This window comes from Pseudomonas sp. CGJS7 (genome assembly GCF_036961695.1).
This window is the reverse complement of sequence record NZ_JBAMDI010000001.1, coordinates 277,557-297,690: the sequence shown is the minus strand read 5'-3', so window position 1 is coordinate 297,690 and position 20,134 is coordinate 277,557. Positions and strand designations below refer to the sequence as shown.

The window sequence follows — 20,134 nt, the reverse complement described above, 5'->3', positions numbered from 1 at the left end:
TTGATAGCATGCGGCCACGGCTTGCTGTCCTTGTTCAAGACAGGTGAGGCCCTGTTGCGTATGCCCCACTTATCAATCTCGACAGTCATGGATTGACACTGCTACTGCGCTACGTTCGGCCCGCTGCAGTGCTCGAATCCCACCCTCCTCCCAAGGCTTTATACAACTGAACCTGGGCCGTAAGCTGAGCCAGGTGATCAGTGAGCAGCTTCTGTCGGGCTGAAAGCAGCTGCCGTTGAGCGTCAAGCAAGGTGAGGTAGTTATCAACGCCTTCATCGTACCGTTGTTGAGCCATCTGAGTGTACTCTTCGGTCGCTTGCACCAGATCGTGTTGGCTACTGAGCTCTTCGTCCCACGTACCCAGAGCTGCCAATCCATCAGCCACCTCTCGGAAAGCCGTCTGGATTGACTGCTCGTAGTTCACCACTTCGATTTCCTTTGCAATCTTGGCGTAGTCCAAACTCGCTTCGAGTCGCCCACCTGTGAAGATCGGGATGTGAATCTGTGGGACAAAGCTCCAGCTCTCCGAACCGTTATCAAAAAGTCCACTGAGACGACTGCTGGCCGTACCTGCTCCGCCTGTCAGAGTGATGCTTGGGAAGAAGGCTGCTCGGGCGGCACCGATGTTGGCATTAGCTGCCAAGAGTCGGTGCTCCGCAGCTAGGATGTCAGGCCGCTGTCGAAGCAATGCGCTTGGCAAACCCTCAGGTATCTGAACGAGAATCTGGGTGTCCAGATCAGCGGAAGTTTGCTCTGCCGGTACCGTCGAGCCGAGCAAAAGCTGTAGCGCGTTCTTATCTTGGGCAACCTGTCGTACATAGGACTGCACCTGCCCTCTCGCGCTATCTACCAACGTTCTCGCTTGACGAACATCAAGATCAGACGCAGTTCCTGCTTGGCTGCCTGCAGTAGTCAATTCCAGGCTGTGCTGGTAGTTCTTCAGCGTTGAGCGAGTGATATCAAGCAACTGGCGATCTGTCTGCCAGGTAAGGTATGCCACTGCTACGTCAGCCACCAATCCAATATGCACGCTACGCCGGGCCTCCTCTGTCGCCAGGTAGTTTTCGAGCGCATTGCGATCCAGGCTACGAACACGCCCCCAGAGATCCATCTCATAGCTAGCTAATCCGACCTGCAGACTGTTGCTGCCTGCCGTAAGCTGTTTTCCGGTTTCAGACAGATACCCAGGAGTACGAGAGCGTCCGGTCGCCCCCTCAATTCCGATTTCAGGTGATAGAGCTGCACCTTGAATTCTGTATTTGGCGCGATAGGCAGCCACATTCAATGTGGCTTTTCGCAGATCCCGATTGTTGGTAAGCGCCAGATCAATCAATTGTCGAAGGTATGGATCCTGGAAAAACATTTTCCACTGAATGTGTGAGGCGTCTCCTAACGCATGCTGAGAATACGCAAGACCCGTTGGGTAGCGCTCCGGGGTAGTCGTATCAGGCCGACGATATTCAGGAATCATGCTGCAGCCGGCCAAGGTCAAGGTGAGCGCCGCAATCAAAGTCATTCGGTTCATTGCTGGACTCCGATATCGGCCAGGCTGCGCTCTCCGCATGCTTTCCTGGAAGAAATGAGTTTCATCACCACGACGTAGAACAGTGGCACGAAGAAGATGGCGAGGAATGTTGCGGCCAGCGTGCCGCCCACGACTGCTGTACCGATGGAGTGTTGGCTACCGCTGCCCGGGCCGTGAGCGCGAGCCAGTGGCAAGGTACCCATGACGAAGGCAATCGATGTCATGATGATCGGACGCAGGCGCAGGCGAGCTGCCTCAGTAGCAGCCTGAACCAAGGTACGACCCTGCTTTTCATATAGCTCTTTAGCGAACTCAACGATGAGGATGGCGTTCTTGGCCGCCAAGCCCATGGTGGTGAGCATCCCTACCTGGAAGAAAACATCATTCGACAATCCTCGCCCTAACGTCGCAGCCACCGCACCCAGTACGCCCAGCGGTACTACCATCATCACTGAAACAGGAACCGTCCAGCTCTCATACATCGCTGCCAAGCAGAGGAATACGATGAGCAGAGAAAGCACGTAGAGCATCGTGGATTGTGAACCGGCAGCGCGCTCTTCATAGGACAGACCAGTCCATGCCACATCGAAGCCACTGGGTAACTGAGACGCTATCCGCTCGATTGCGGCCATGGCATCACCGGTACTGTAGCCTTCAGCAGGTGTTCCGAGGAGCTCTACCGATGGAACGCCGGCGTACCGTTCTAGCTTTGGAGAGCCATACACCCATGTACCACTGGCGAACGCCGAAAATGGCACCATCTGTCCTAGCGCATTTCGGACGTACCACTTATCAAAGTCTTCAGGAGAGATGCGAGCATCCATTTCACCTTGCACGTAAACCCGTTTCACCCTGCCCTTGTCGATAAAGTCATTCACATAGCTCGAGCCCCAAGCCACCGACATGGTGTCGTTGATCGACTCAATCGTGACCTGCAACGCCCTCGCCTTTTCGTCATCAATCGTGACTTGATACTGGGCTTCATCATTCAACCCGTTCGGGCGGATGATGGAGAGCGCTGGTTCTTTGGCCACGAGCTTCATTAGCTGATCGCGCGCGGCCATAAGGGCGCTATGCCCTCGGGCGCCATTGTCCTGCAGGTAAAGATCAAACCCGGTCGCGTTCCCCATCTCCATGATGGCAGGGGGCACGATCGAAACAATGCTGGCTTCTGATATCGTTCGTGCAAACTGCGTCACGCGTTGTCCGATAGCGAATGCAGAATTCTCCTTCGCCCCTCTTTCCTCAAATGGCTTGAGGCGCACCCAGACAACGGCAGAGTTTTGCCCACGACCTGCAAAGTTGTAACCGCTGATCGTGAATGCCGAGAGCACACCAGCTTGCTCCTTCTCAAGCAGATAATGCCGCACCTTCTTCAGTACCGACTCGGTGCGTTCAGCGCTGCTGTTGGGCGGTGTCTGGATCTGCACGACCAAGAGTCCCTGATCTTCGTCCGGCAAAAAAGCAGATGGCAGATTCCGGAACATCAGAGCGACGCCGACAAGCAACATGGCATACACAACAAAAGTCCGTTTGCGGTTGCTCAAAATCCGGGTAATCGAGCGTTCGTAACGGGTGGTGTTCCGCTCGAACATGCGATTGAACCAAGCGAAAAAGCCCGTTGCTTTCTTGGCCTCATGAGGCTTGAGTATCGTCGCGCACAGTGCCGGTGTGAAAATCAGGGCGATGAGGACTGACAATCCCATCGCCGTGATGATGGTGATGGCGAATTGACGGTAGATGATGCCGGCGGAGCCGCCGAAAAAGGCCATGGGCATAAACACTGCAGTGATGACCAATGCGATGCCAATCAAGGCTCCGGATATCTGCTGCATGGACTTGTAGGTAGCTTCTTTCGGGGACAGATGCTCCTCCTGCATCAACCGCTCAACGTTCTCAACCACGACGATGGCGTCGTCGACGAGCAAGCCAATTGCTAGCACCATTGCGAACATCGTCATCACGTTGATGGTGAAGCCGCAGGCGTAGAGGACACCAAAGGTACCAAGCAGAACGACAGGGACTGCCAGAGTGGGGATCAATGTCGCTCTCACGTTCTGCAAGAACAGGAACATGACCAGGAATACCAGAACGATGGCTTCGAATAGCGTATGAACCACCGACTCAATCGACGCCTTCACTGATGGACTGGTGTCATAGGGATAAACCACTTCCACACCTGGCGGTAAATTTGCCTTCAGCTTATCGACTGTCTGTTTCACCCGCTCCACTGTCTGAAGCATGTTAGCCCCGCTCGCGAGGCGCAATGCGATACCCGCAGCAGGTTTGCCGTTGTAGTTGACGTCGTAGGAGTAGGTCTCGCTTCCCAATACGACCTCGCCCAAGTCCTTTAGGCGAATCTGCGAACCATCTGGCCGAACCTTTACCAAAATCTCCTTGAATTCATCCGCGCTGCGCAGGCGTGTTTTTCCGATGACATTGGCGCTCAGCTCAACACCTTGGCGAGTAGGAAGGCCCCCAATTGAGCCGGAGGAGATCTGAACGTTCTGAGATGCGATCGCCGCGCTTACGTCACTAGGCATCAGCTGATAGCTATTTAGTTTTGCCGGATCCAGCCAGATACGCATTGCATTTTGAAAGCCGAATACGAAGAAGTCGCCCACTCCTTGGGTTCGAGACAGCGGATCCTTGAAGCTCGATACGATGATGTTACCTAGATCGCCATAGCTCAGCTTTCCGTCGGTGGAGTAGATACTCACCAAGAGCATGAAATTCGCTTGGAATTTGACTACGCGAATGCCTTGGCGCTGAACCTCCTCCGGGAGGTTCGGCGTTGCAAGCTGGAGCTTATTTTGCACCTGTACCTGGGCGATATCTGGATTGACGCCTTGGTCGAAAGTGACAGTGATCTCGACGCTGCCATCACTGTTTGCGTTAGAGCTGATGTATCGCAGTCCATCGAGGCCATTGAGTTGCTGCTCAATGACTTGGATCACCGTGTCCTGAACGGTTTGAGCGGAAGCACCTGGATAAGTAACGGAAATCTGGACTGCAGGTGCGGCGATGTTGGGATATTGGTTAACGGGAAGGCTGTGAATCGCCAGCACTCCAGCGAGCATGATTGCCAGCGCGATGACCCAGGCAAAGATGGGCCGGTCTATGAAAAATCGTGACATCGTTGCCCCCTTAATTCGCGCTCAGAGCTGTTTTCAGCTGAACGTTGTTTGCAGGATGGGCGTCGACGATGGAGTCAGACTGGACGAACTGAAGTCCTTCGGTAATGACCTTATCGCCAGGCTCAAGACCGGCGTCGACCAACCATGCATTGCCTACAGTTCGAACCGTCGTGAGGTCTCGCAGCTGAACGTGGTTGTCATCACCAATGACCCACGCGGTTGCAATGCCGCGGCTGTCATGGATGATTGCTTGCTCGGGCACCAAGATGGCGTTCTGCCTGACTCCTTCTTTCACCCCGGCGTGAACGAACATGCCTGGCAAAAGCGCACGGTCAGGGTTCGGAAACACTGCCCTAAGCGTGACTGAACCGGTTCCCTGATCAACGCTGACTTCCGAAAATTTAAGCGTGCCCGGGATTGGGTAAATGCTTCCATCATCGAGTCTCAGGGTGACTTCAGCCCGATCGTCACCGGCAGACTTGAGATCACCTGATTTGAGTGCTCGCTTGAGTGCCAGGATACGTGTGATGGACTGAGTGACGTCGACATAGATCGGATCAAGCTGATTCACCTCGGCCAACGCGGAGGTTTGGCCGTCTGTGACAAGTGACCCCTCTGTCATCGACGAACGACCAATCCGGCCTGAAATAGGCGCAAGTACCTTGGTGTACTGCACCTTGATCTGTGCAACCTTTGCATCAGCTTGTGCCTGCTGCCAAGCAGCCACAGCGTCGTCGTATTGCTGCTGACTTACCGCTCGAGTTTTGAGCAAGCGTTCGTATCGCTCCGCGAGGTTTCGTGCAGACTTGAGATTGGCTTCGGCTCGGATCTGTTGAGCAAGGTAGGTACGCGGATCAATTTGATACAACGGCTGCCCCTGTTTGACCTCGCTGCCTTCTGTAAACAGTCGCTGTTGGAGAATGCCTGAAACCTGTGGCCGCACCTCCGCCATACGGTACGCGGAGGTACGACCAGGCAGGTCTGTAGTGAGCGTGATCGGCGCTTCGGTTACCTCGTAGTAACCGACTTTGAGTGCGTGAGCAGCCTCCGAATGGGTATCTGCCGGTTTGCATCCCGCCAGCAACAGCGCGCCGACAGGAAGCGCGCAGATAAGCCCAATCAAAATGGGTTTCTTCATTTGATCTCCAATGATTCATCAGCCCACAGCAATACAGCCGCATCCTTTTCAGGGCGCGACTGAGCCTGACGCTGTAGCGCTAGACAGAATGTTTAAGGTGGTTTTATTAGAGGTGTGGCTAGAAGACTCGATTGAGCAGTAGCTCGAGGCAGGGCCTTGGAAAGCCCCAGCTGTCGGCTTGCCTCAAATGCACCCGCGCCTGCGGGTTAAACGGGTCGGGTTGGAAGCTCTAGCTCGCTGACTTGGCGCTGATTCTACGGGCACTAGCTAAAACGATTAATCGCAAGAAATTCCATTCATTTCATCCTTGAATTCCAAAATATAGGGAAATAGCCCTGCTTCTGAACGAAATCGATGCCGTAGCTGCCTTTTCAGCTCAACCTGTAGGTAGGTGGGCTCGAAAGCTTGCAAAAGCTGAGGGCACACGCAACCATTGATAGCTATATGACAGCATCTCTAGACGGCAATTTTGCTGTCTGCGGCTGTTCCATTTACGCGCACAAGACTTTGCCGGGAGTGGCTCCATTTCCAAGTCATCTGGGCAAATTCTGCCGCTGCTTTTCTCTGGATGGATGTTACCGAATGGATTTACTGCTGCTCCCTCAGAGCTCGAAAACAGAGCTTGCGGACATCTACCGCCGCGCCTTCCGCAACTCAACCCATCTGTACATAGTCAGCGCCTACCTCACCCACTGGGACATCGAGGAAGATTTAGGCAAGCAGTGCGAGACCTTTACTTTTATCGTCGGCAAAGACTTTGGAATCACTCGGATAGCGGCTTGCAAGCAGGTGCTCAAGTGGCTTCCTGAGAAATGGCACGAGGAGTTCCTCGTTGCAGAAGGTATCGTGGGCTTTCACCCGAAGGCGGTTTTTTGGCGGGAGGTGAATGGATCATGCCACGCACTCGTAGGCTCATCCAATCTCTCCAAAGCAGCGTTTTCATCCAATCACGAGGCCAATGGGTACTCGCGTATTTCGAAGACAACGTTCCGAGCGGCCGAGAAGTGGATTGAGAATCTCGCGAACAATTGCGCGACACTCGATTCGAACTGGCTTGCGGGCTACCAGGAGGCAAAGCAGCCGAGTAAACCTAAGCGACAGGGGCGGCAGGATGGGGATGACGAAGGGGCGGTTTTCGAGCTAGAGCTACCCAATCCGAAATCCCTTTCAAGGCTCGATCAGGTGCTAGCTCGACGTCGAGGGCAAATGCGTCAGTTCGCTAGGTTCCGCTCGGAGCTGGAGACTGCTTTCCGGGCAGCAGCGGATAAAAAAACCTGGAGGGCCGGCGACGATGCGAGATTCTACGACCAGCTCAACAGTCTCTGGTGCCATGGCCATCGCAATCGCTTCCAGGGTGCGGGCTGGGAGCGTCAGGGACGGAGCAGTAATTTCCAGGAACTGGCTATCAGCGTAGTACGCGTGCTCAATGCCAAAGAGATATCGCGGGATAGGGTTGTCAGGCTTGAGATTGATCGTCTTGCCAGCGCTGGGGTCAACACACGTGGAGCTCTATTCTCTGAGATGCTCTGCCAATTTTTCCCCAAACGATACTTTGTACTAAATTCCCCGATCCGCGATTGGCTGCTAGGAACAGGCGCTGACAGGGTGAGAGGTGCAAGCCAGGGAGCCAACTACATCCGATCGGCGCGATTGCTCCGCATCGCGCTGAGTCGGGCCAAAACCTATCCCGCTAAAAATCTGGCTGAACTCGATGCCGTTATCTGGAGGGAGCGCAACCCTTACGCCGCAGTGTGAATAGGACATGTAGAAAATGCTTCCGCGAGCGGTAGACCCTTCAGACACACGAATCCATAGCATGGCGCTGATGCGGATTCAGAGTGACGATGCGTCTATCCGCCCAGCCACTGCTTCGGGACGGAGATAGAACCACTGGAGTATGCGCGCCTATCGCGTAGCCATTGATTTGATCCTGATCCATCCATAACACAGTGCTGCTCCCATCCCCGCGCCCGCGATGACTAGGCACATCGGCCGCGGCGAGCCGTCAGCCAAGGCACCGACCAGCGCACTGAACGCTGCTCCCATTGCGAACTGCATCGACACCGCCAACCCGGCGGCGGCTCCTGCATTGGCTGGGAATAACTTCAAAAGACTGGCAACGCAATTCGCCCCCATAAGACCGGTGACACTGACGTACAGCACGACCAGTAGGACAATGCCCTCCAAGCTCCGAACTCCTGCGCTCCCCAAAAAGCCCAATCCCAATGCCGCCACCGTGATGATTGCCGCGCCGACACCGAGCATTGCCAAAGGGCCATACCGGCCGACCAGTCGGGCGTTCAGCAAGGTAACCACAATTACTCCCGCGATGTTGAGGGCAAATAGCAATCCGTAGTCGCGAGGCGAAACGTCGAAGTAGACGATGTAGACATAGGGCGAAGCGGTAATGAACGCAAACATTCCACCGAACGACAAACCCATGCACAGGATTAACGCCAAGGCTCGAGAGTTGCGTGCAATCTGCCAATAAGCAGCCACCGCCGCTCGGAACGTTCCCGCTCGTCTTTCGACAGGATGTGTTTCGGGAATGAACAGCAGGCTTGCGCTTAGGCAAATAGCGGCGAAACAGAAAAGCCCCGCAAAAATTGCTCGCCAGCCGTGTAGCAACATCAGGAAGCTCCCAGCGAGTGGAGCGACGAGAGTGGCGAGCATGGTCACCAGATGCATCAGCGAAAGGATCCTGGCCGACTCGTTGAGCGGAAAGATGTCACGCACGATAGTTCGCGCCAGTACCGAGGCGGCAGCTCCGCCCACTCCCTGAAGGAAACGCCAGGCGATCAGTTGCTCCACGCTTCCCGCCGCCATGCAGCCGATAGTTGCGGCTAAGTACAGCACCATCCCCCATAAAAGGACTGGCCGGCGTCCATAACGGTCGGCACAAGGGCCATGGAAGAGCATTCCGATACACAGCCCGGCGAGGAAAACGCCGATCGTCATCTGCACGCGACCCGTGTCGGCAGTTAGGTCTTGAGCGAGGCTGGGTAGGCTTGGCAGATAGGTATCGATGGACAACGGGGCAAACGCCACTAACGCAGCCAGTAACACGATCAGACGACTAGGATGGGTCAAGCGAACGCTCCGCAGGTCAAATTCGATAATATCTTAACATTCTAGGTGCTCCAGCCCGAATTTGTTAATATATTAATTAGAAATCCACGTGGAATTTTTGACCTTGTTCCTTACCGTGATCGACCAAACCCCTGTGCACGAGCACTACACCTCAGGTACCGCACCTGCGGCCTCTCTGGAGCTGGCCCAGGCCTGTGATCGTTTGGGCTTCCACCGATACTGGTTGGCCGAGCATCACAACAGCATCCAGTTCGCTGGAGCCGCTCCAGAAATCCTACTAACCCGTATCGCTAGTGCCACTCAGCGCATGCGCGTGGGCAGCGGCGGCGTAATGCTCAGCCATTACAGTGCCTACAAGGTCGCGGAAACTTTCGCCTTACTCGGCAGCCTGTTCCCCGGGCGCATTGACCTTGGCATCGGTCGTGCTCCAGGCGGCAGCCACCTGAGCAGTATCGCGCTGGCGGCGCCAGGCGAACTCCTCGGGCACGATCACTTCCCGCAGCAGGCGGCCGAACTTTGCGCGTTCCTGCGTGGCAAGTTCCCCGCTGATCACCCATATGCTTCCCTAACTTGCCAACCGGAGGCAGGGACGCTGCCTTCGCTGTGGATGCTCGGCTCTGGTGGTGGCAGCTCAAATCTTGCAGGTCAGCTGGGTATGGGTCTGGCCCTGGCGCAATTCATTGCACCCAACACCTGCTCTCCAGGCATCTTCGAGCATCACGTTCGGGCATGGCGCCAGGCCGGCAATGACGAAACGCCGCCGCGCCTGTTGGCTTTAGCAGTTGTTTGCGCAGATTCGGACGAAGAGGCGCGCTTTCTCGCTGGCACGGCGGTGTATCGCAAGATGAGTGCAAGGCACGGCGCGCGTGAGCCATTGCTTAGCCCGGAACAGGTACAGCAGCGATATTCGCGCATGAGTTTGGAGGTGCGCTGCGAGTATGCGCAGACACTCGACGCAATGGTCGTCGGGTCAGCGCACACCTGCCGCAGCAGAATCGAAGCTTTCGCTCGGGATTATGACTGCAAGGAGATCGGAATCGTTACGGTTACCCACCGCTTCGAAGACCGTAAGCGCAGCTATGAGTTGATCGCGTGCCGTTAAGGGGCGATGCGCTTGAGGTCGTTCAATAGCCCTAACAATTGCTGCAGCTTGTCTTCTCCAAGCTGCGCCTGGATCTTGCGGTAGTTGGCCTCCATACCTTCACGCATCGCACTGAAGCATGCCTGGCCACTGTCAGTCAGGGTCACGAGTACTCGCCGCTGATCCTCAGCGGCCTTGCGCCGGCTGACCATCCCATCACGCTCCAAGCGCCCAAGAACTCCCGTCATACTCGGTTTTAGGATGCATGCTAAATGCGCGAGCTGATGGCTTTCCAATTCGCCTTCCTGATGCAAGATGCGAATCACCCGCCATTGTTGCTCAGTCAGGTCGTGATCGTTAAGAAGAGGCCTGAAAAATGCCATGGCTGCCTCTCTCGCTTGGAGCAGGCTTAACGTCAACGAGGGTTGTGTCTTGATCATCGTTGGGCTCTGTGCTGATAGAGACTGCTATGGAGATAGGCGCCGCGCGGCACGATAGCAACCTACCTCCACCCTGTGGAAAGTGCAATCTGATCTACGGAAAACCCATTCAAGCCTTGTCGGCAAGCTGCGAGCATCAGTGACAAACAACTACAACGCCCCGCAGGTGTGCCCACGTGGTCAATTCACTGCAACTCCGATTGCCGCTGCCGGTACTCACCAGGCGAGATCTGGGCATAGCGATTGAAAAAACGGCTGAAGTAGGCGGGATCCTTGAAGCCAAGCTGGTAGCAGATTTCATTCACCGAGCTTGCGGAAAACAACAGCAATCGTCGAGCCTCCTGCATCAGTCGCTCCAGCACCAAGCGCTTGGATGGCAGGTCAGCGATCCGTCGACAAACATCATTGAGACGCGCCTCAGTGACCCCGATCTGCTGGGCGTAGCGCGCCAGGGGCCAATGCTCCAAGTAATGCACTTCGATCAGTGCGTTGAAACGGTGAAAAATCTTCAGGTCTTCATGACGGGCTGTCGTGGACTCCTGCGAGTTAGGGCACAACCGCAGCAGGCTGATCATAACCAGCCGGGTCAGCGACTGGAGCGCTGCATCTCGGCCGGGATGAGAGCTTGCGAACTCATCACTAAGCGCCTCCAGCCAGCGCTCCAGGCGTCTGGCCTCAGCTTGATCGGATGCCGGTACCTTCGCCAGTGCCACGCAGGCAGGTCGCGCCTGAACGCCGGCAGGCAGAAGGCTGGCATCGGCCTCGATCAACTGCCAAACCAGTTGCTGACGCACCGTCAACACATGCCCGTCGCTATCCGATTCGGTGACGAAAGAATGCGGCACAGTCGGCGGTGTGAGGAAAAACATCGGCCCCGACTCGATGAACTGCTGGTCATCCAGATACACCCGTACCGTGCCCGATTTCACGTAATGCACTTGGAAGAACCGGTCATGCCGGTGGACGGGCATGTTGCGGCCAAAAAAACCCGCCAGGTTACCGAGCCGGTCGTAGTGCACCTCGCTGTCACTGTATCGCTGGTCGTAAACCTGACCGATGTTGATGTTCGGGATGGGGTGCCGATCGCTCATCACTGCTTACTCGCTAGCCGTTTGACCGAGTTAACCATGACCCATAGTGCACCCGCTGGGAAGCGGACACTACAGGATGGAACCTTGACGTTCGTTAACATCTTAATTATAACGTTAACACATTAACAATCTAGCTGGGGAGGATCTGCTCCCCATCACTGCCAGGAGAGAAGCATGAGCCATGCGTTGCATGACGTTGCGAACGGCACCGTGTTCGGCGTAGCGCTGAACTACAACGGTCTGCTGCAGCAGCGTCTGGCTGAGTTCGAACAGCCCCCTTACAAACAGGCCCCGGTCAAGCCGGTGCTGTTCATCAAGACGCCGAACACCCGTAACGCCCATGGTGCCAACGTGATTCACCCCGCCGGCGAGCGTCTGCAACCGGGCCCGGCGCTGGGCGTGGTGATTGGCAAAGACGCCAGCCGGGTTAGCGCCGCCGACGCCTTGGGCCATGTGGCCGGCTACACCATCGTCAATGAATACAGCCTGCCGGAAGACAGCTACTACCGCCCTGCGGTCAAGGCCAAGTGCCGCGATGGCTTCTGCGCGATCGGCCCAGATCTGGTGCCGGTGGCGCAAGTCGCCGATCCGCATCAGCTGACCTTGAAGCTCTACGTGAACGGCGCTGTGGTGCAGGAAAACACCACCGCTAACCTGGTGCGCAGCATCCCGCAACTGATCGCCGAACTGAGCGAGTTCATGACCCTGCATGCAGGCGATGTGCTGATCACCGGCACCCCGGAGGGGCGCGTGGACGTGCTCCCGGGAGACCACGTGGAAGTCGAGATCACAGGCCTGGGTCGCCTGGCCAACACCATCGTTGCCGAGTCGGGGGAGCCTGCATGAAACACGCGCGTATCCGTTATGAGGGCAGCGTCCACGCTGTCACCGTCGAAGCCGACAACGCCGTGCGCCTGGCCGATGGCCGGGTGCTCGACGAAAGCCAGGTCGAATGGCTGCCACCGGCCGACGGCAGCATGTTCGCCCTGGGCCTGAACTACGCCGACCATGCCCGCGAACTGGCGTTCGCCCCGCCCACCGAGCCGCTGGCCTTCATCAAGTCGCCGGGCACCTACACCGGCCACAACCAGGTGACCTGGCGCCCGGACAATGTCGAGTACATGCACTACGAGTGCGAGCTGGTCGCGGTCATCGGCAAAGCGGCGAAAAACGTCAGGCGCGAGGATGCCCTGGACTACGTGGCCGGCTACACCTTGTGCAACGACTACGCCATCCGCGACTACCTCGAGAACTACTACCGCCCCAACCTGCGGGTGAAAAACCGCGACGCCACCACCCCGGTCGGCCCGTGGATCGTCGATGCCGCCGATGTACCCGACGTCAGCAACCTGAAGCTGCGCACCTGGATCAACGGTGAGCTGAAACAGGAAGGCACCACCGCCGACATGATCTTCGACATCCCCCACCTGATCGAATACTTCTCCAGCTTCATGACCCTGCAGCCGGGCGACATGATCGCCACCGGCACGCCGGAAGGCCTGGCCGACGTGGTGCCGGGCGACGAAGTGGTGGTGGAAGTGGAAGGCGTCGGCCGCCTGGTCAACCGCATCGTCAGCGAAGCTGACTTCTTCAAGAACAACAAGGCATGAGCAGCATGATCAAGCACTGGATCAATGGCCGTGAGGTCGAAAGCAAAGACACCTTCGTCAACTACAACCCGGCTACCGGCGACGCCATCTGCGAAGTCGCCAGCGGCGGTGCCGAGGAAGTCGCCCAGGCCGTGGCCGCGGCGAAAGAAGCCTTCCCGAAATGGGCCAATACCCCGGCCAAAGAGCGCGCACGACTGATGCGCAAGCTGGGTGAGCTGATCGACCAGAACGTGCCGAAACTGGCCGAGCTGGAAACCCTCGACACCGGCCTGCCGATCCACCAGACCAGGAACGTGCTGATCCCGCGCGCCTCGCACAACTTCGACTTCTTCGCCGAAGTGTGCACGCGCATGGACGGCCACACCTACCCGGTCGACGACCAGATGCTCAACTACACGATGTACCAGCCGGTCGGCGTGTGTGGCCTGGTGTCGCCGTGGAACGTGCCGTTCATGACCGCCACCTGGAAGACCGCGCCGTGCCTGGCGCTGGGCAACACTGCGGTACTGAAGATGAGCGAGCTGTCACCGCTGACCGCCAACGAGCTGGGCCGCCTGGCCGTCGAGGCGGGCATCCCCAATGGCGTGCTCAACGTGATCCAGGGCTACGGCGCCACGGCTGGCGACGCCCTGGTGCGCCATCCGGATGTACGCGCGATCTCCTTCACCGGCGGCACTGCCACCGGCCGCAAGATCATGCAGACCGCTGGCTTGAAGAAGTATTCGATGGAGCTGGGGGGCAAATCCCCGGTGCTGATCTTCGAGGACGCCGACCTCGAGCGCGCCCTGGACGCTGCACTGTTCACCATCTTCTCGCTGAACGGCGAACGCTGCACCGCCGGCAGCCGCATCTTCATCCAGGAAAGCGTGTACCCGCAGTTCGTTGCCGAGTTCGCTGCACGCGCCAAGCGCCTGATCGTCGGTGATCCGACCGACCCGAAAACCCAGGTCGGCTCGATGATTACCCAGCAGCACTACGACAAGGTCACTGGCTACATCCGCATCGGTATCGAAGAAGGCGCTCGCCTGGTCGCCGGTGGCCTGGAGCGCCCGGCTAACCTGCCTGCGCACCTGGCCAAAGGTCAGTTCATCCAGCCCACCGTGTTCGCCGACGTGAACAACAAGATGCGCATCGCCCAGGAAGAGATCTTCGGCCCGGTAGTCTGCCTGATCCCGTTCAAGGACGAAGCCGAGGCGCTGCAACTGGCCAACGACACCGAGTACGGCCTGGCCTCGTACATCTGGACTCAGGACATCGGCAAGGCTCACCGCCTGGCCCGTGGTATCGAAGCAGGCATGGTGTTCATCAACAGCCAGAACGTGCGCGACCTGCGTCAGCCGTTCGGTGGTGTGAAAGGCTCCGGTACCGGCCGCGAGGGTGGGCAGTACAGCTTCGAAGTGTTTGCCGAAATCAAGAACGTCTGCATTTCCATGGGTAGCCACCACATCCCGCGCTGGGGCGTGTGACCGTTTTCCCTGAGTACCGGGCGGGCTTCTGTTCTGACGACTGCGACCTCGCTTGGTGCTCTGGGATCTATAAGAATAAGGAGTCTGATCATGGGTAAAGTGGCGCTCGCAGCCAAAATCACTCACGTGCCCAGCATGTATTTGTCCGAACTGCCTGGGCCCCGCCAAGGCTTTCGCCAGGCCGCTATCGATGGACATCACGAAATCAGTCGCCGTTGCCGTGAGCTGGGCGTCGATACGATCGTTGTGTTCGATACCCATTGGCTGGTCAATGCCAATTATCACATTCTCTGCGGAGAGCGATTTGAAGGGGTCTATACCTCCAACGAGCTGCCGCATTTTATCAGCAACATGCCCTACGCATTCCCTGGTAACAAAGAGCTTGGGCTGATCCTCTCCGATGCCTGCAATGCTTTTGGTGTTGAAACCATGGCCCACCATGCCACCACGCTGGGCCCTGAGTACGGCACCCTGGTACCAATGCGCTACATGAACCAAGACCAGCACTTCAAGGTGATCTCGGTCTCGGCTCTGTGCACGTCGCATTATCTGGCTGACAGCGCCCGCCTTGGTTGGGCCATGCGCAAAGCCGTGGAAGACCACTACGACGGCACCGTTGCGTTCCTTGCCAGTGGCTCGCTGTCGCACCGTTTCGCCCAGAACGGCCAGGCCCCGGACTTCGCCACCAAGGTGTGGAGCCCGTTCCTGGAAACCCTCGATCACCGGGTGGTGAAAATGTGGGAAAGCGCCGAATGGGCAGACTTCTGCGCAATGCTCCCCGAGTACGCCTCCAAAGGTCATGGCGAAGGTTTCATGCATGACACGGCGATGCTGCTCGGAACCCTCGGCTGGTCGAACTATGACGGCGAGGCTGAGGTAGTGACCCCGTACTTCGGCTCTTCGGGAACTGGCCAGATCAATGCCATCTTCCCGGTCACCCCCCAGGACGGTTCGGCGATTCCGCAACCGCAGGCGGCTAATCCGGCCAACGTTGCTTCCACCAGTCGCCTGTAACCCACCCGTTCGCAACTGGCCGTCCCCGCGATGGCCAGGTGCTTCTCGCTGAGGATGCCTTCATGCCACACCTGGTTCTGCTCTACACCCCTGACCTGGAAGCCGATGCCGATATACCCGGGCTGTGCCGCGCCCTGGCCGACTGCATGCTCGAACAGCACGACGAAACCGGCAAGGCCGTGTTCCCCACCGGCGGCACCCGCGTGCTGGCCTACCCCGCCACCCATTGCGCGGTGGCTGACGGCAAGGGCGAGTACGGCTTCCTGTACGCCAACCTGCGCATGGGCAGCGGCCGCAGCCGCGAGGTGCACAAGGCGGTCGGCGACAACCTGCAACAGGTACTCAAACAACGCCTGGACGGGCTGCTGCAACAACGCCCGGTCGGCATCACCCTGCAGATCGATGAAAGTGCCCAGCAGGTCTACGACGCCAAACAAAGCACCTTGCACCCGCTGTTCAACCGCCCGGCCTGAACCCAGGCCGCCCGTTGCCTCATCACACAACAAGTACAAAAACCATGAGCACACTCGAACATGCCTCGCCGGCGCCAACCCAGGCTGAACTGGCCGACGCCACCCACCGCACGATTACCTGGCGGCTGATGCCTCTGCTGCTGGTCTGCTACCTGTTCGCCCACCTCGACCGCATCAATATCGGCTTCGCCAAGATGCAGATGAGCCAAGACCTGCAGCTGTCCGATACGGTCTACGGCCTTGGCGCCGGCCTGTTCTTCATTGCCTATGCGCTGTTCGGCGTGCCCAGCAACCTGATGCTGGAACGCGTCGGCCCGCGTCGTTGGATCGCCACGCTGATGGTGGTGTGGGGATTGCTGTCCACCAGCATGCTGATGATTGAAAGCAGCAGTACCTTCTACCTGCTGCGCTTTGCCTTGGGCGCGGCCGAGGCCGGCTTCTTCCCGGGCATCCTGGTCTACCTCAATCGCTGGTACCCCGCCGGGCGCCGGGCCCAGGTCACCGCCCTGTTCGCCATCGCCGTGCCGCTGGCCGGCGTGGTGGGTGGGCCACTGTCCGGGGCGATCCTCGCCTTCATGCACGACAGCGCCGGGCTGCGAGGCTGGCAGTGGATGTTCCTGCTCGAAGGTGCGCCGGTGGTGGTGCTGGGCCTGGTGGTGCTTGCGGCACTGCCGGAACGCTTCGAGCAGGTGCACTGGCTCGACGACCGGCAGAAGGCGGCGCTGCGAGCCCAGTTCGGCTGTGAAGAGCAGCGCAAGACGGTCACCTCCCTGGGCGGCATCCTCATCAGCCCGTCCATCTGGCTGCTGGTGGCTGTGTATTGCGCGGTGATGCTGGCGGTCAACACCCTGGCCTTCTGGATGCCCAGCCTCATTCATGGTGCCGGCATCGGCAGCGACGCCAGCGTCGGCCTGCTCAGCGCCCTTCCCTACCTGGCCGGCTGCGTGTTCATGCTCGCCTGCGGGCGCTCCAGCGACCGCCAGCGCGAACGCCGCTGGCACCTGTGCGTACCGCTACTGATGGCCGCCTCCGGCATCGCCATCACCGGCCTGGCACCGCTGCAACCCTGGCCGGTTTTGGCCGGGCTGATTCTGGCGGGCATGGGCGCCAGCGCTGCGCTGCCGATGTTCTGGCAGTTACCACCGGCTTTTCTCAATGCCCGCACTCAGGCCGCCGGCATCGCCCTGATCAGTTCGCTGGGCAGCATCGCCTCGTTCGCGGCGCCCTACTTCATCGGCTGGGTGCGTGACACCACACAAAGCGCCAGTCTTGCGCTGTACGCCCTGGCCGTCTTCATAACCCTCGGTGGCCTGCTGGTGCTGCGCACCCGGGCCGCCATCGTCAACCCTTGAATCCAGAGATCCCCACCATGCTTGATAACGCATTCATCCAGCAGGCTGCCGAGCGCCTCGACCAGGCCGAACGCTCGCGCGAGCAAGTTCGCCAATTCTCCCTAGAGCAACCAACTATCACCATCGAAGATGCATACGCCATCCAGCGTGCCTGGGTCGCGAAGAAGATCGCGTCTGGTCGCAAGCTGGTCGGCCACAAGATCGGCCTGACCTCGCGCGCCATGCAGGTGTCGTCGAACATCACCGAGCCCGACTACGGCGCGCTGCTCGACGACATGCTGTTCGACGAAGGCAGCGAGATTCCATTCGAGCGCTTCATCGTGCCGCGAGTCGAAGTCGAACTGGCATTCATCCTCGGCAAGCCGCTCAAAGGCCCCAACGTGACCGTGTTCGACGTCCTGGACGCCACCGAATGGGTGATCCCGGCATTGGAAATCATCGATGCCCGCATCCAGCAGGTCGACCCGCAGACCCAGGCCACGCGCAAGGTCTTCGACACCATTTCCGACAACGCCGCCAATGCCGGCGTGGTCATGGGCGGGCGGGCCGTGCGCCCCACCGAGATCGACCTGCGCAAGGTGCCGGCGGTGCTCTACCGCAATGGCGTGATCGAGGAGTCGGGGGTCAGCGCCGCCGTGCTCAACCACCCGGCAAAAGGCGTTGCCTGGCTGGCCAACAAGCTGGCCGCTTACGACATCACCCTGGAGCCTGGCCAGATCATCCTCGGCGGCTCGTTCACCCGCCCGGTGGCTGCGCGCCCCGGCGACACCTTCCACGTCGACTACGACCTTCTCGGCTCGATTGCCTGCCGGTTCATCTGAGGAGCTCGCCATGGACATGCCCATCAACACCTTCAAGCAACGTCTGCGCAGCGGCCAGGCGCAGATCGGCCTGTGGCTAGGCCTCGCCGATGCCTACTGCGCAGAACTTGCCGCCAATGCCGGCTTCGACTGGCTGCTGATCGACGGCGAACACGCGCCCAACGACCTGCGCGGCATGCTCGCGCAGTTGCAGGCGGTAGCGCCGTACCCGAGCCAGCCGGTGATCCGCCCGGTCATCGGCGATACCGCGCTGATCAAGCAGGTGCTGGATATCGGTGCGCAGACACTGCTGGTACCCATGGTCGAGAGCGCCGAACAGGCACGCCAGCTGGTCAAGGCCGTACACTACCCGCCTAAGGGTGTGCGTGGCGTGGGCAGCGCCCTGGCGCGGGCCTCGCGCTGGAATAGCATCCCGGGATACCTCGACCAGGCTGACGCGCAGATGTGCCTGCTGGTGCAGATCGAGAACATGGAAGGCCTGGCCAACCTGGACGAGATCGTCGAGGTCGACGGCGTCGATGGCGTGTTCATCGGCCCTGCCGACCTCAGCGCGGCCATGGGCCACCGCGGCAACCCCGGGCACCCGGACGTGCAAGTGGCGATCGAGGACGCCATCGTGCGCATCGGCAAGGCGGGCAAGGCGGCGGGGATTCTCAGCGCCGACGAGAAGCTGGCGCGGCGCTATATCGAGCTGGGTGCGGCCTTCGTTGCGGTCGGGGTCGATACCACCGTGCTGATGCGTGGATTGCAAACGCTCGCCGGCAAATTCAAGGATACGCTGGTGTTCAGCAGTGCTGGTGGTGGTGTTTACTGACACCACATCGCGCGCACAGACAGAGTGCGATGAACAAGACGAAAACGGCGCCCAATGGGCGCCGTTTTTTTGCAGTGTTCAGAAGAATTACAGCTGAATGATCGCCTTCAGCACAGTCTTGAAGTTCTCGATTTGCTCAGGATTGAATCGGTCGAAAACTTTCTCTTGTTGCTGTTGGGCAATACTCCAGAGAGCTTCGGTCTCATCAATACCCTTGATCGACAAGCGTACCCGGCCTTCATCGTCGGCGATCAAACCCTTACGCTTTAGGTTCGCCACCGCCTCGTCGATTTCACGCGCAGGCATCGCCACCTCGCGTTGCAGGTCATTCAGGCTCAGACCTGCATCGTTCTCCAGAACCATCAACATGCGCGCTTCGCTGGTACGCAATCCGGTGGACAGTTGACGTGGCTGATAGTCGGCCTGGTAAGCGCGCAGTGCCTGTGTCATCAAGTAATACAGGTTATACTGCAAGCGGCCTTGAAAACTGCTGCTCGGTGCAAGCCCTTCGGTACGCTGAGTCATACGAGTGTGTGGGAGTACCATGGAATAGGCACCTTGGTGGTACAGCAGCGGCGAGCGTCCAAAGTCGTCAAAAGCTACTACCTTGCCCACCAAGATCCAGTGATCCCCGCCGTCGAGTTGCTGGTGCTTTTCGCATTGGAAACGCGCTGAGCAATCGACAAGCAGAGGCGCGCCACCGGCCCCCTGCTCGTAATCAACGCCTGCAAAGCGGTCATCCTTGGGGCGTGCGAAGTTATTGGACAGATCGATCTGATCAGCCGCGAGGATGTTCACGGCAAAGTGCGAAGCCTCCTCGAATACCTCATGGCTAGTGGAGCGTTTGTCGATGCTCCAGAGGATCAGCGCCGGCTCTAGTGATACCGAATTGAAGCTGTTCGCAGTAACACCGACCTTCCGGCCGCTAGGCCCAGCAGCGGTAATCACTGTTACGCCAGTCGCGAAATTACCCAGCGCTCGGCGGAAGGCACGGGTGTCGAAATCAGCAGGGTTTACAGTTTCATTAGACATGCAAGACTCCCAGGCAGGCCAGACGGCCTACCCTGTTCATTATTGTGGTT

At 58.6% G+C, this 20,134-nt stretch carries 17 protein-coding genes; 10 read left to right on the top strand and 7 right to left on the bottom strand.

Annotation, left to right across the window (positions count from 1 at the left end):
- Positions 1 to 109: 109 nt before the first annotated feature.
- Genes V7787_RS01365 through V7787_RS01355 form a run of 3 tightly spaced genes read right to left on the bottom strand, consistent with a single transcriptional unit; the run spans position 110 to position 5,800 of the window.
- Positions 110 to 1,525, bottom strand: coding sequence for an efflux transporter outer membrane subunit (locus tag V7787_RS01365; protein ID WP_336085011.1), 1,416 nt, complete (start codon positions 1,523 to 1,525; stop codon positions 110 to 112).
- Positions 1,522 to 4,662, bottom strand: a complete 3,141-nt coding sequence (locus V7787_RS01360) for an efflux RND transporter permease subunit (RefSeq protein ID WP_336085009.1) — start codon at positions 4,660 to 4,662, stop codon at positions 1,522 to 1,524. Before V7787_RS01360 ends, V7787_RS01365 begins: the two co-directional genes overlap by 4 nt.
- 10 nt (positions 4,663 to 4,672) lie before the next feature.
- Positions 4,673 to 5,800 carry an efflux RND transporter periplasmic adaptor subunit gene (locus V7787_RS01355; protein ID WP_336085007.1) on the bottom strand — a complete coding sequence of 376 codons (1,128 nt, stop codon included), beginning with the start codon at positions 5,798 to 5,800 and terminating at the stop codon, positions 4,673 to 4,675.
- A 582-nt stretch (positions 5,801 to 6,382) separates the two neighbouring features.
- Between V7787_RS01355 and V7787_RS01350 the strand changes: the two genes are divergently transcribed.
- Positions 6,383 to 7,555 (top strand): phospholipase D family protein, encoded by a 1,173-nt coding sequence (locus V7787_RS01350; protein ID WP_336085005.1) that lies wholly within the window; start codon positions 6,383 to 6,385, stop codon positions 7,553 to 7,555.
- Positions 7,556 to 7,705: 150 nt separating this feature from the next.
- On the opposite strand, the gene V7787_RS01345 is transcribed toward V7787_RS01350, so the two are convergent.
- A complete protein-coding gene (locus V7787_RS01345) occupies positions 7,706 to 8,890 on the bottom strand; it encodes a Bcr/CflA family multidrug efflux MFS transporter (protein WP_336085003.1) in 1,185 nt (394 codons plus the stop codon).
- 88 nt (positions 8,891 to 8,978) lie between these two features.
- On the opposite strand from V7787_RS01345, the gene V7787_RS01340 reads away from it, so the two are divergent.
- Positions 8,979 to 9,992, top strand: coding sequence for an MsnO8 family LLM class oxidoreductase (locus tag V7787_RS01340; RefSeq protein WP_336085001.1), 1,014 nt, complete (start codon positions 8,979 to 8,981; stop codon positions 9,990 to 9,992).
- Here the strand turns inward: V7787_RS01340 and hpaR are convergent.
- Together hpaR and hpaA are read right to left on the bottom strand one after the other, a co-directional pair.
- Positions 9,989 to 10,411, bottom strand: a complete 423-nt coding sequence (gene hpaR / locus V7787_RS01335; protein WP_336084999.1) for a homoprotocatechuate degradation operon regulator HpaR — start codon at positions 10,409 to 10,411, stop codon at positions 9,989 to 9,991. The two genes, V7787_RS01340 and hpaR, sit on opposite strands and share 4 nt — an antisense overlap.
- A 185-nt stretch (positions 10,412 to 10,596) precedes the next feature.
- A complete protein-coding gene (gene hpaA, locus V7787_RS01330) occupies positions 10,597 to 11,502 on the bottom strand; it encodes a 4-hydroxyphenylacetate catabolism regulatory protein HpaA (RefSeq protein WP_336084997.1) in 906 nt (301 codons plus the stop codon).
- Between the two features lie 174 nt (positions 11,503 to 11,676).
- Here hpaA and V7787_RS01325 point away from each other — a divergent pair, with 174 nt between their 5' ends.
- The 8 genes from V7787_RS01325 to hpaI all read left to right on the top strand — a co-directional run bounded on the left by V7787_RS01325 (position 11,677) and on the right by hpaI (position 19,052).
- Entirely contained in the window at positions 11,677 to 12,348 is a 672-nt protein-coding gene (locus V7787_RS01325; RefSeq protein WP_336084995.1) for a fumarylacetoacetate hydrolase family protein, read from the top strand.
- Complete coding sequence (locus tag V7787_RS01320) at positions 12,345 to 13,112, top strand: fumarylacetoacetate hydrolase family protein (RefSeq protein ID WP_336084993.1); 768 nt, start codon at positions 12,345 to 12,347, stop codon at positions 13,110 to 13,112. Before V7787_RS01325 ends, V7787_RS01320 begins: the two co-directional genes overlap by 4 nt.
- A gap of 5 nt (positions 13,113 to 13,117) precedes the next feature.
- Positions 13,118 to 14,578: a 5-carboxymethyl-2-hydroxymuconate semialdehyde dehydrogenase gene (gene hpaE, locus V7787_RS01315; RefSeq protein ID WP_336085082.1), complete on the top strand. Its 1,461-nt coding sequence runs from the start codon at positions 13,118 to 13,120 to the stop codon at positions 14,576 to 14,578.
- Between the two features lie 90 nt (positions 14,579 to 14,668).
- Complete coding sequence (hpaD, locus tag V7787_RS01310) at positions 14,669 to 15,592, top strand: 3,4-dihydroxyphenylacetate 2,3-dioxygenase (protein ID WP_336084991.1); 924 nt, start codon at positions 14,669 to 14,671, stop codon at positions 15,590 to 15,592.
- Positions 15,593 to 15,654: 62 nt separating this feature from the next.
- Positions 15,655 to 16,065, top strand: a complete 411-nt coding sequence (locus V7787_RS01305) for a 5-carboxymethyl-2-hydroxymuconate isomerase (RefSeq protein ID WP_336084989.1) — start codon at positions 15,655 to 15,657, stop codon at positions 16,063 to 16,065.
- 44 nt (positions 16,066 to 16,109) lie between these two features.
- Positions 16,110 to 17,417, top strand: a complete 1,308-nt coding sequence (locus tag V7787_RS01300) for an MFS transporter (protein WP_336084987.1) — start codon at positions 16,110 to 16,112, stop codon at positions 17,415 to 17,417.
- A 17-nt stretch (positions 17,418 to 17,434) separates the two neighbouring features.
- Positions 17,435 to 18,238, top strand: a complete 804-nt coding sequence (hpaH, locus tag V7787_RS01295) for a 2-oxo-hept-4-ene-1,7-dioate hydratase (RefSeq protein ID WP_336084985.1) — start codon at positions 17,435 to 17,437, stop codon at positions 18,236 to 18,238.
- A 10-nt stretch (positions 18,239 to 18,248) separates the two neighbouring features.
- Positions 18,249 to 19,052: a 4-hydroxy-2-oxoheptanedioate aldolase gene (gene hpaI / locus V7787_RS01290; protein WP_336084983.1), complete on the top strand. Its 804-nt coding sequence runs from the start codon at positions 18,249 to 18,251 to the stop codon at positions 19,050 to 19,052.
- Between the two features lie 87 nt (positions 19,053 to 19,139).
- On the opposite strand, the gene V7787_RS01285 is transcribed toward hpaI, so the two are convergent.
- Complete coding sequence (locus tag V7787_RS01285; protein WP_336084982.1) at positions 19,140 to 20,084, bottom strand: p-hydroxyphenylacetate 3-hydroxylase reductase component; 945 nt, start codon at positions 20,082 to 20,084, stop codon at positions 19,140 to 19,142.
- Between the last annotated feature and the right edge of the window lie 50 nt (positions 20,085 to 20,134).

Coding starts and splice junctions, on each gene's coding strand:
- V7787_RS01365 (WP_336085011.1), bottom strand. CDS start 1,525: ATGAACCGAATGACTTTGATTGCGGCGCTCACCTTGACCTTGGCCGGC.
- V7787_RS01360 (WP_336085009.1), bottom strand. CDS start 4,662: ATGTCACGATTTTTCATAGACCGGCCCATCTTTGCCTGGGTCATCGCG.
- V7787_RS01355 (WP_336085007.1), bottom strand. CDS start 5,800: ATGAAGAAACCCATTTTGATTGGGCTTATCTGCGCGCTTCCTGTCGGC.
- V7787_RS01350 (WP_336085005.1), top strand. CDS start 6,383: ATGGATTTACTGCTGCTCCCTCAGAGCTCGAAAACAGAGCTTGCGGAC.
- hpaR (WP_336084999.1), bottom strand. CDS start 10,411: ATGATCAAGACACAACCCTCGTTGACGTTAAGCCTGCTCCAAGCGAGA.
- hpaA (WP_336084997.1), bottom strand. CDS start 11,502: ATGAGCGATCGGCACCCCATCCCGAACATCAACATCGGTCAGGTTTAC.
- V7787_RS01325 (WP_336084995.1), top strand. CDS start 11,677: ATGAGCCATGCGTTGCATGACGTTGCGAACGGCACCGTGTTCGGCGTA.
- V7787_RS01320 (WP_336084993.1), top strand. CDS start 12,345: ATGAAACACGCGCGTATCCGTTATGAGGGCAGCGTCCACGCTGTCACC.
- hpaE (WP_336085082.1), top strand. CDS start 13,118: ATGATCAAGCACTGGATCAATGGCCGTGAGGTCGAAAGCAAAGACACC.
- hpaD (WP_336084991.1), top strand. CDS start 14,669: ATGGGTAAAGTGGCGCTCGCAGCCAAAATCACTCACGTGCCCAGCATG.
- V7787_RS01305 (WP_336084989.1), top strand. CDS start 15,655: ATGCCACACCTGGTTCTGCTCTACACCCCTGACCTGGAAGCCGATGCC.
- V7787_RS01300 (WP_336084987.1), top strand. CDS start 16,110: ATGAGCACACTCGAACATGCCTCGCCGGCGCCAACCCAGGCTGAACTG.
- hpaH (WP_336084985.1), top strand. CDS start 17,435: ATGCTTGATAACGCATTCATCCAGCAGGCTGCCGAGCGCCTCGACCAG.
- hpaI (WP_336084983.1), top strand. CDS start 18,249: ATGGACATGCCCATCAACACCTTCAAGCAACGTCTGCGCAGCGGCCAG.
- V7787_RS01285 (WP_336084982.1), bottom strand. CDS start 20,084: ATGTCTAATGAAACTGTAAACCCTGCTGATTTCGACACCCGTGCCTTC.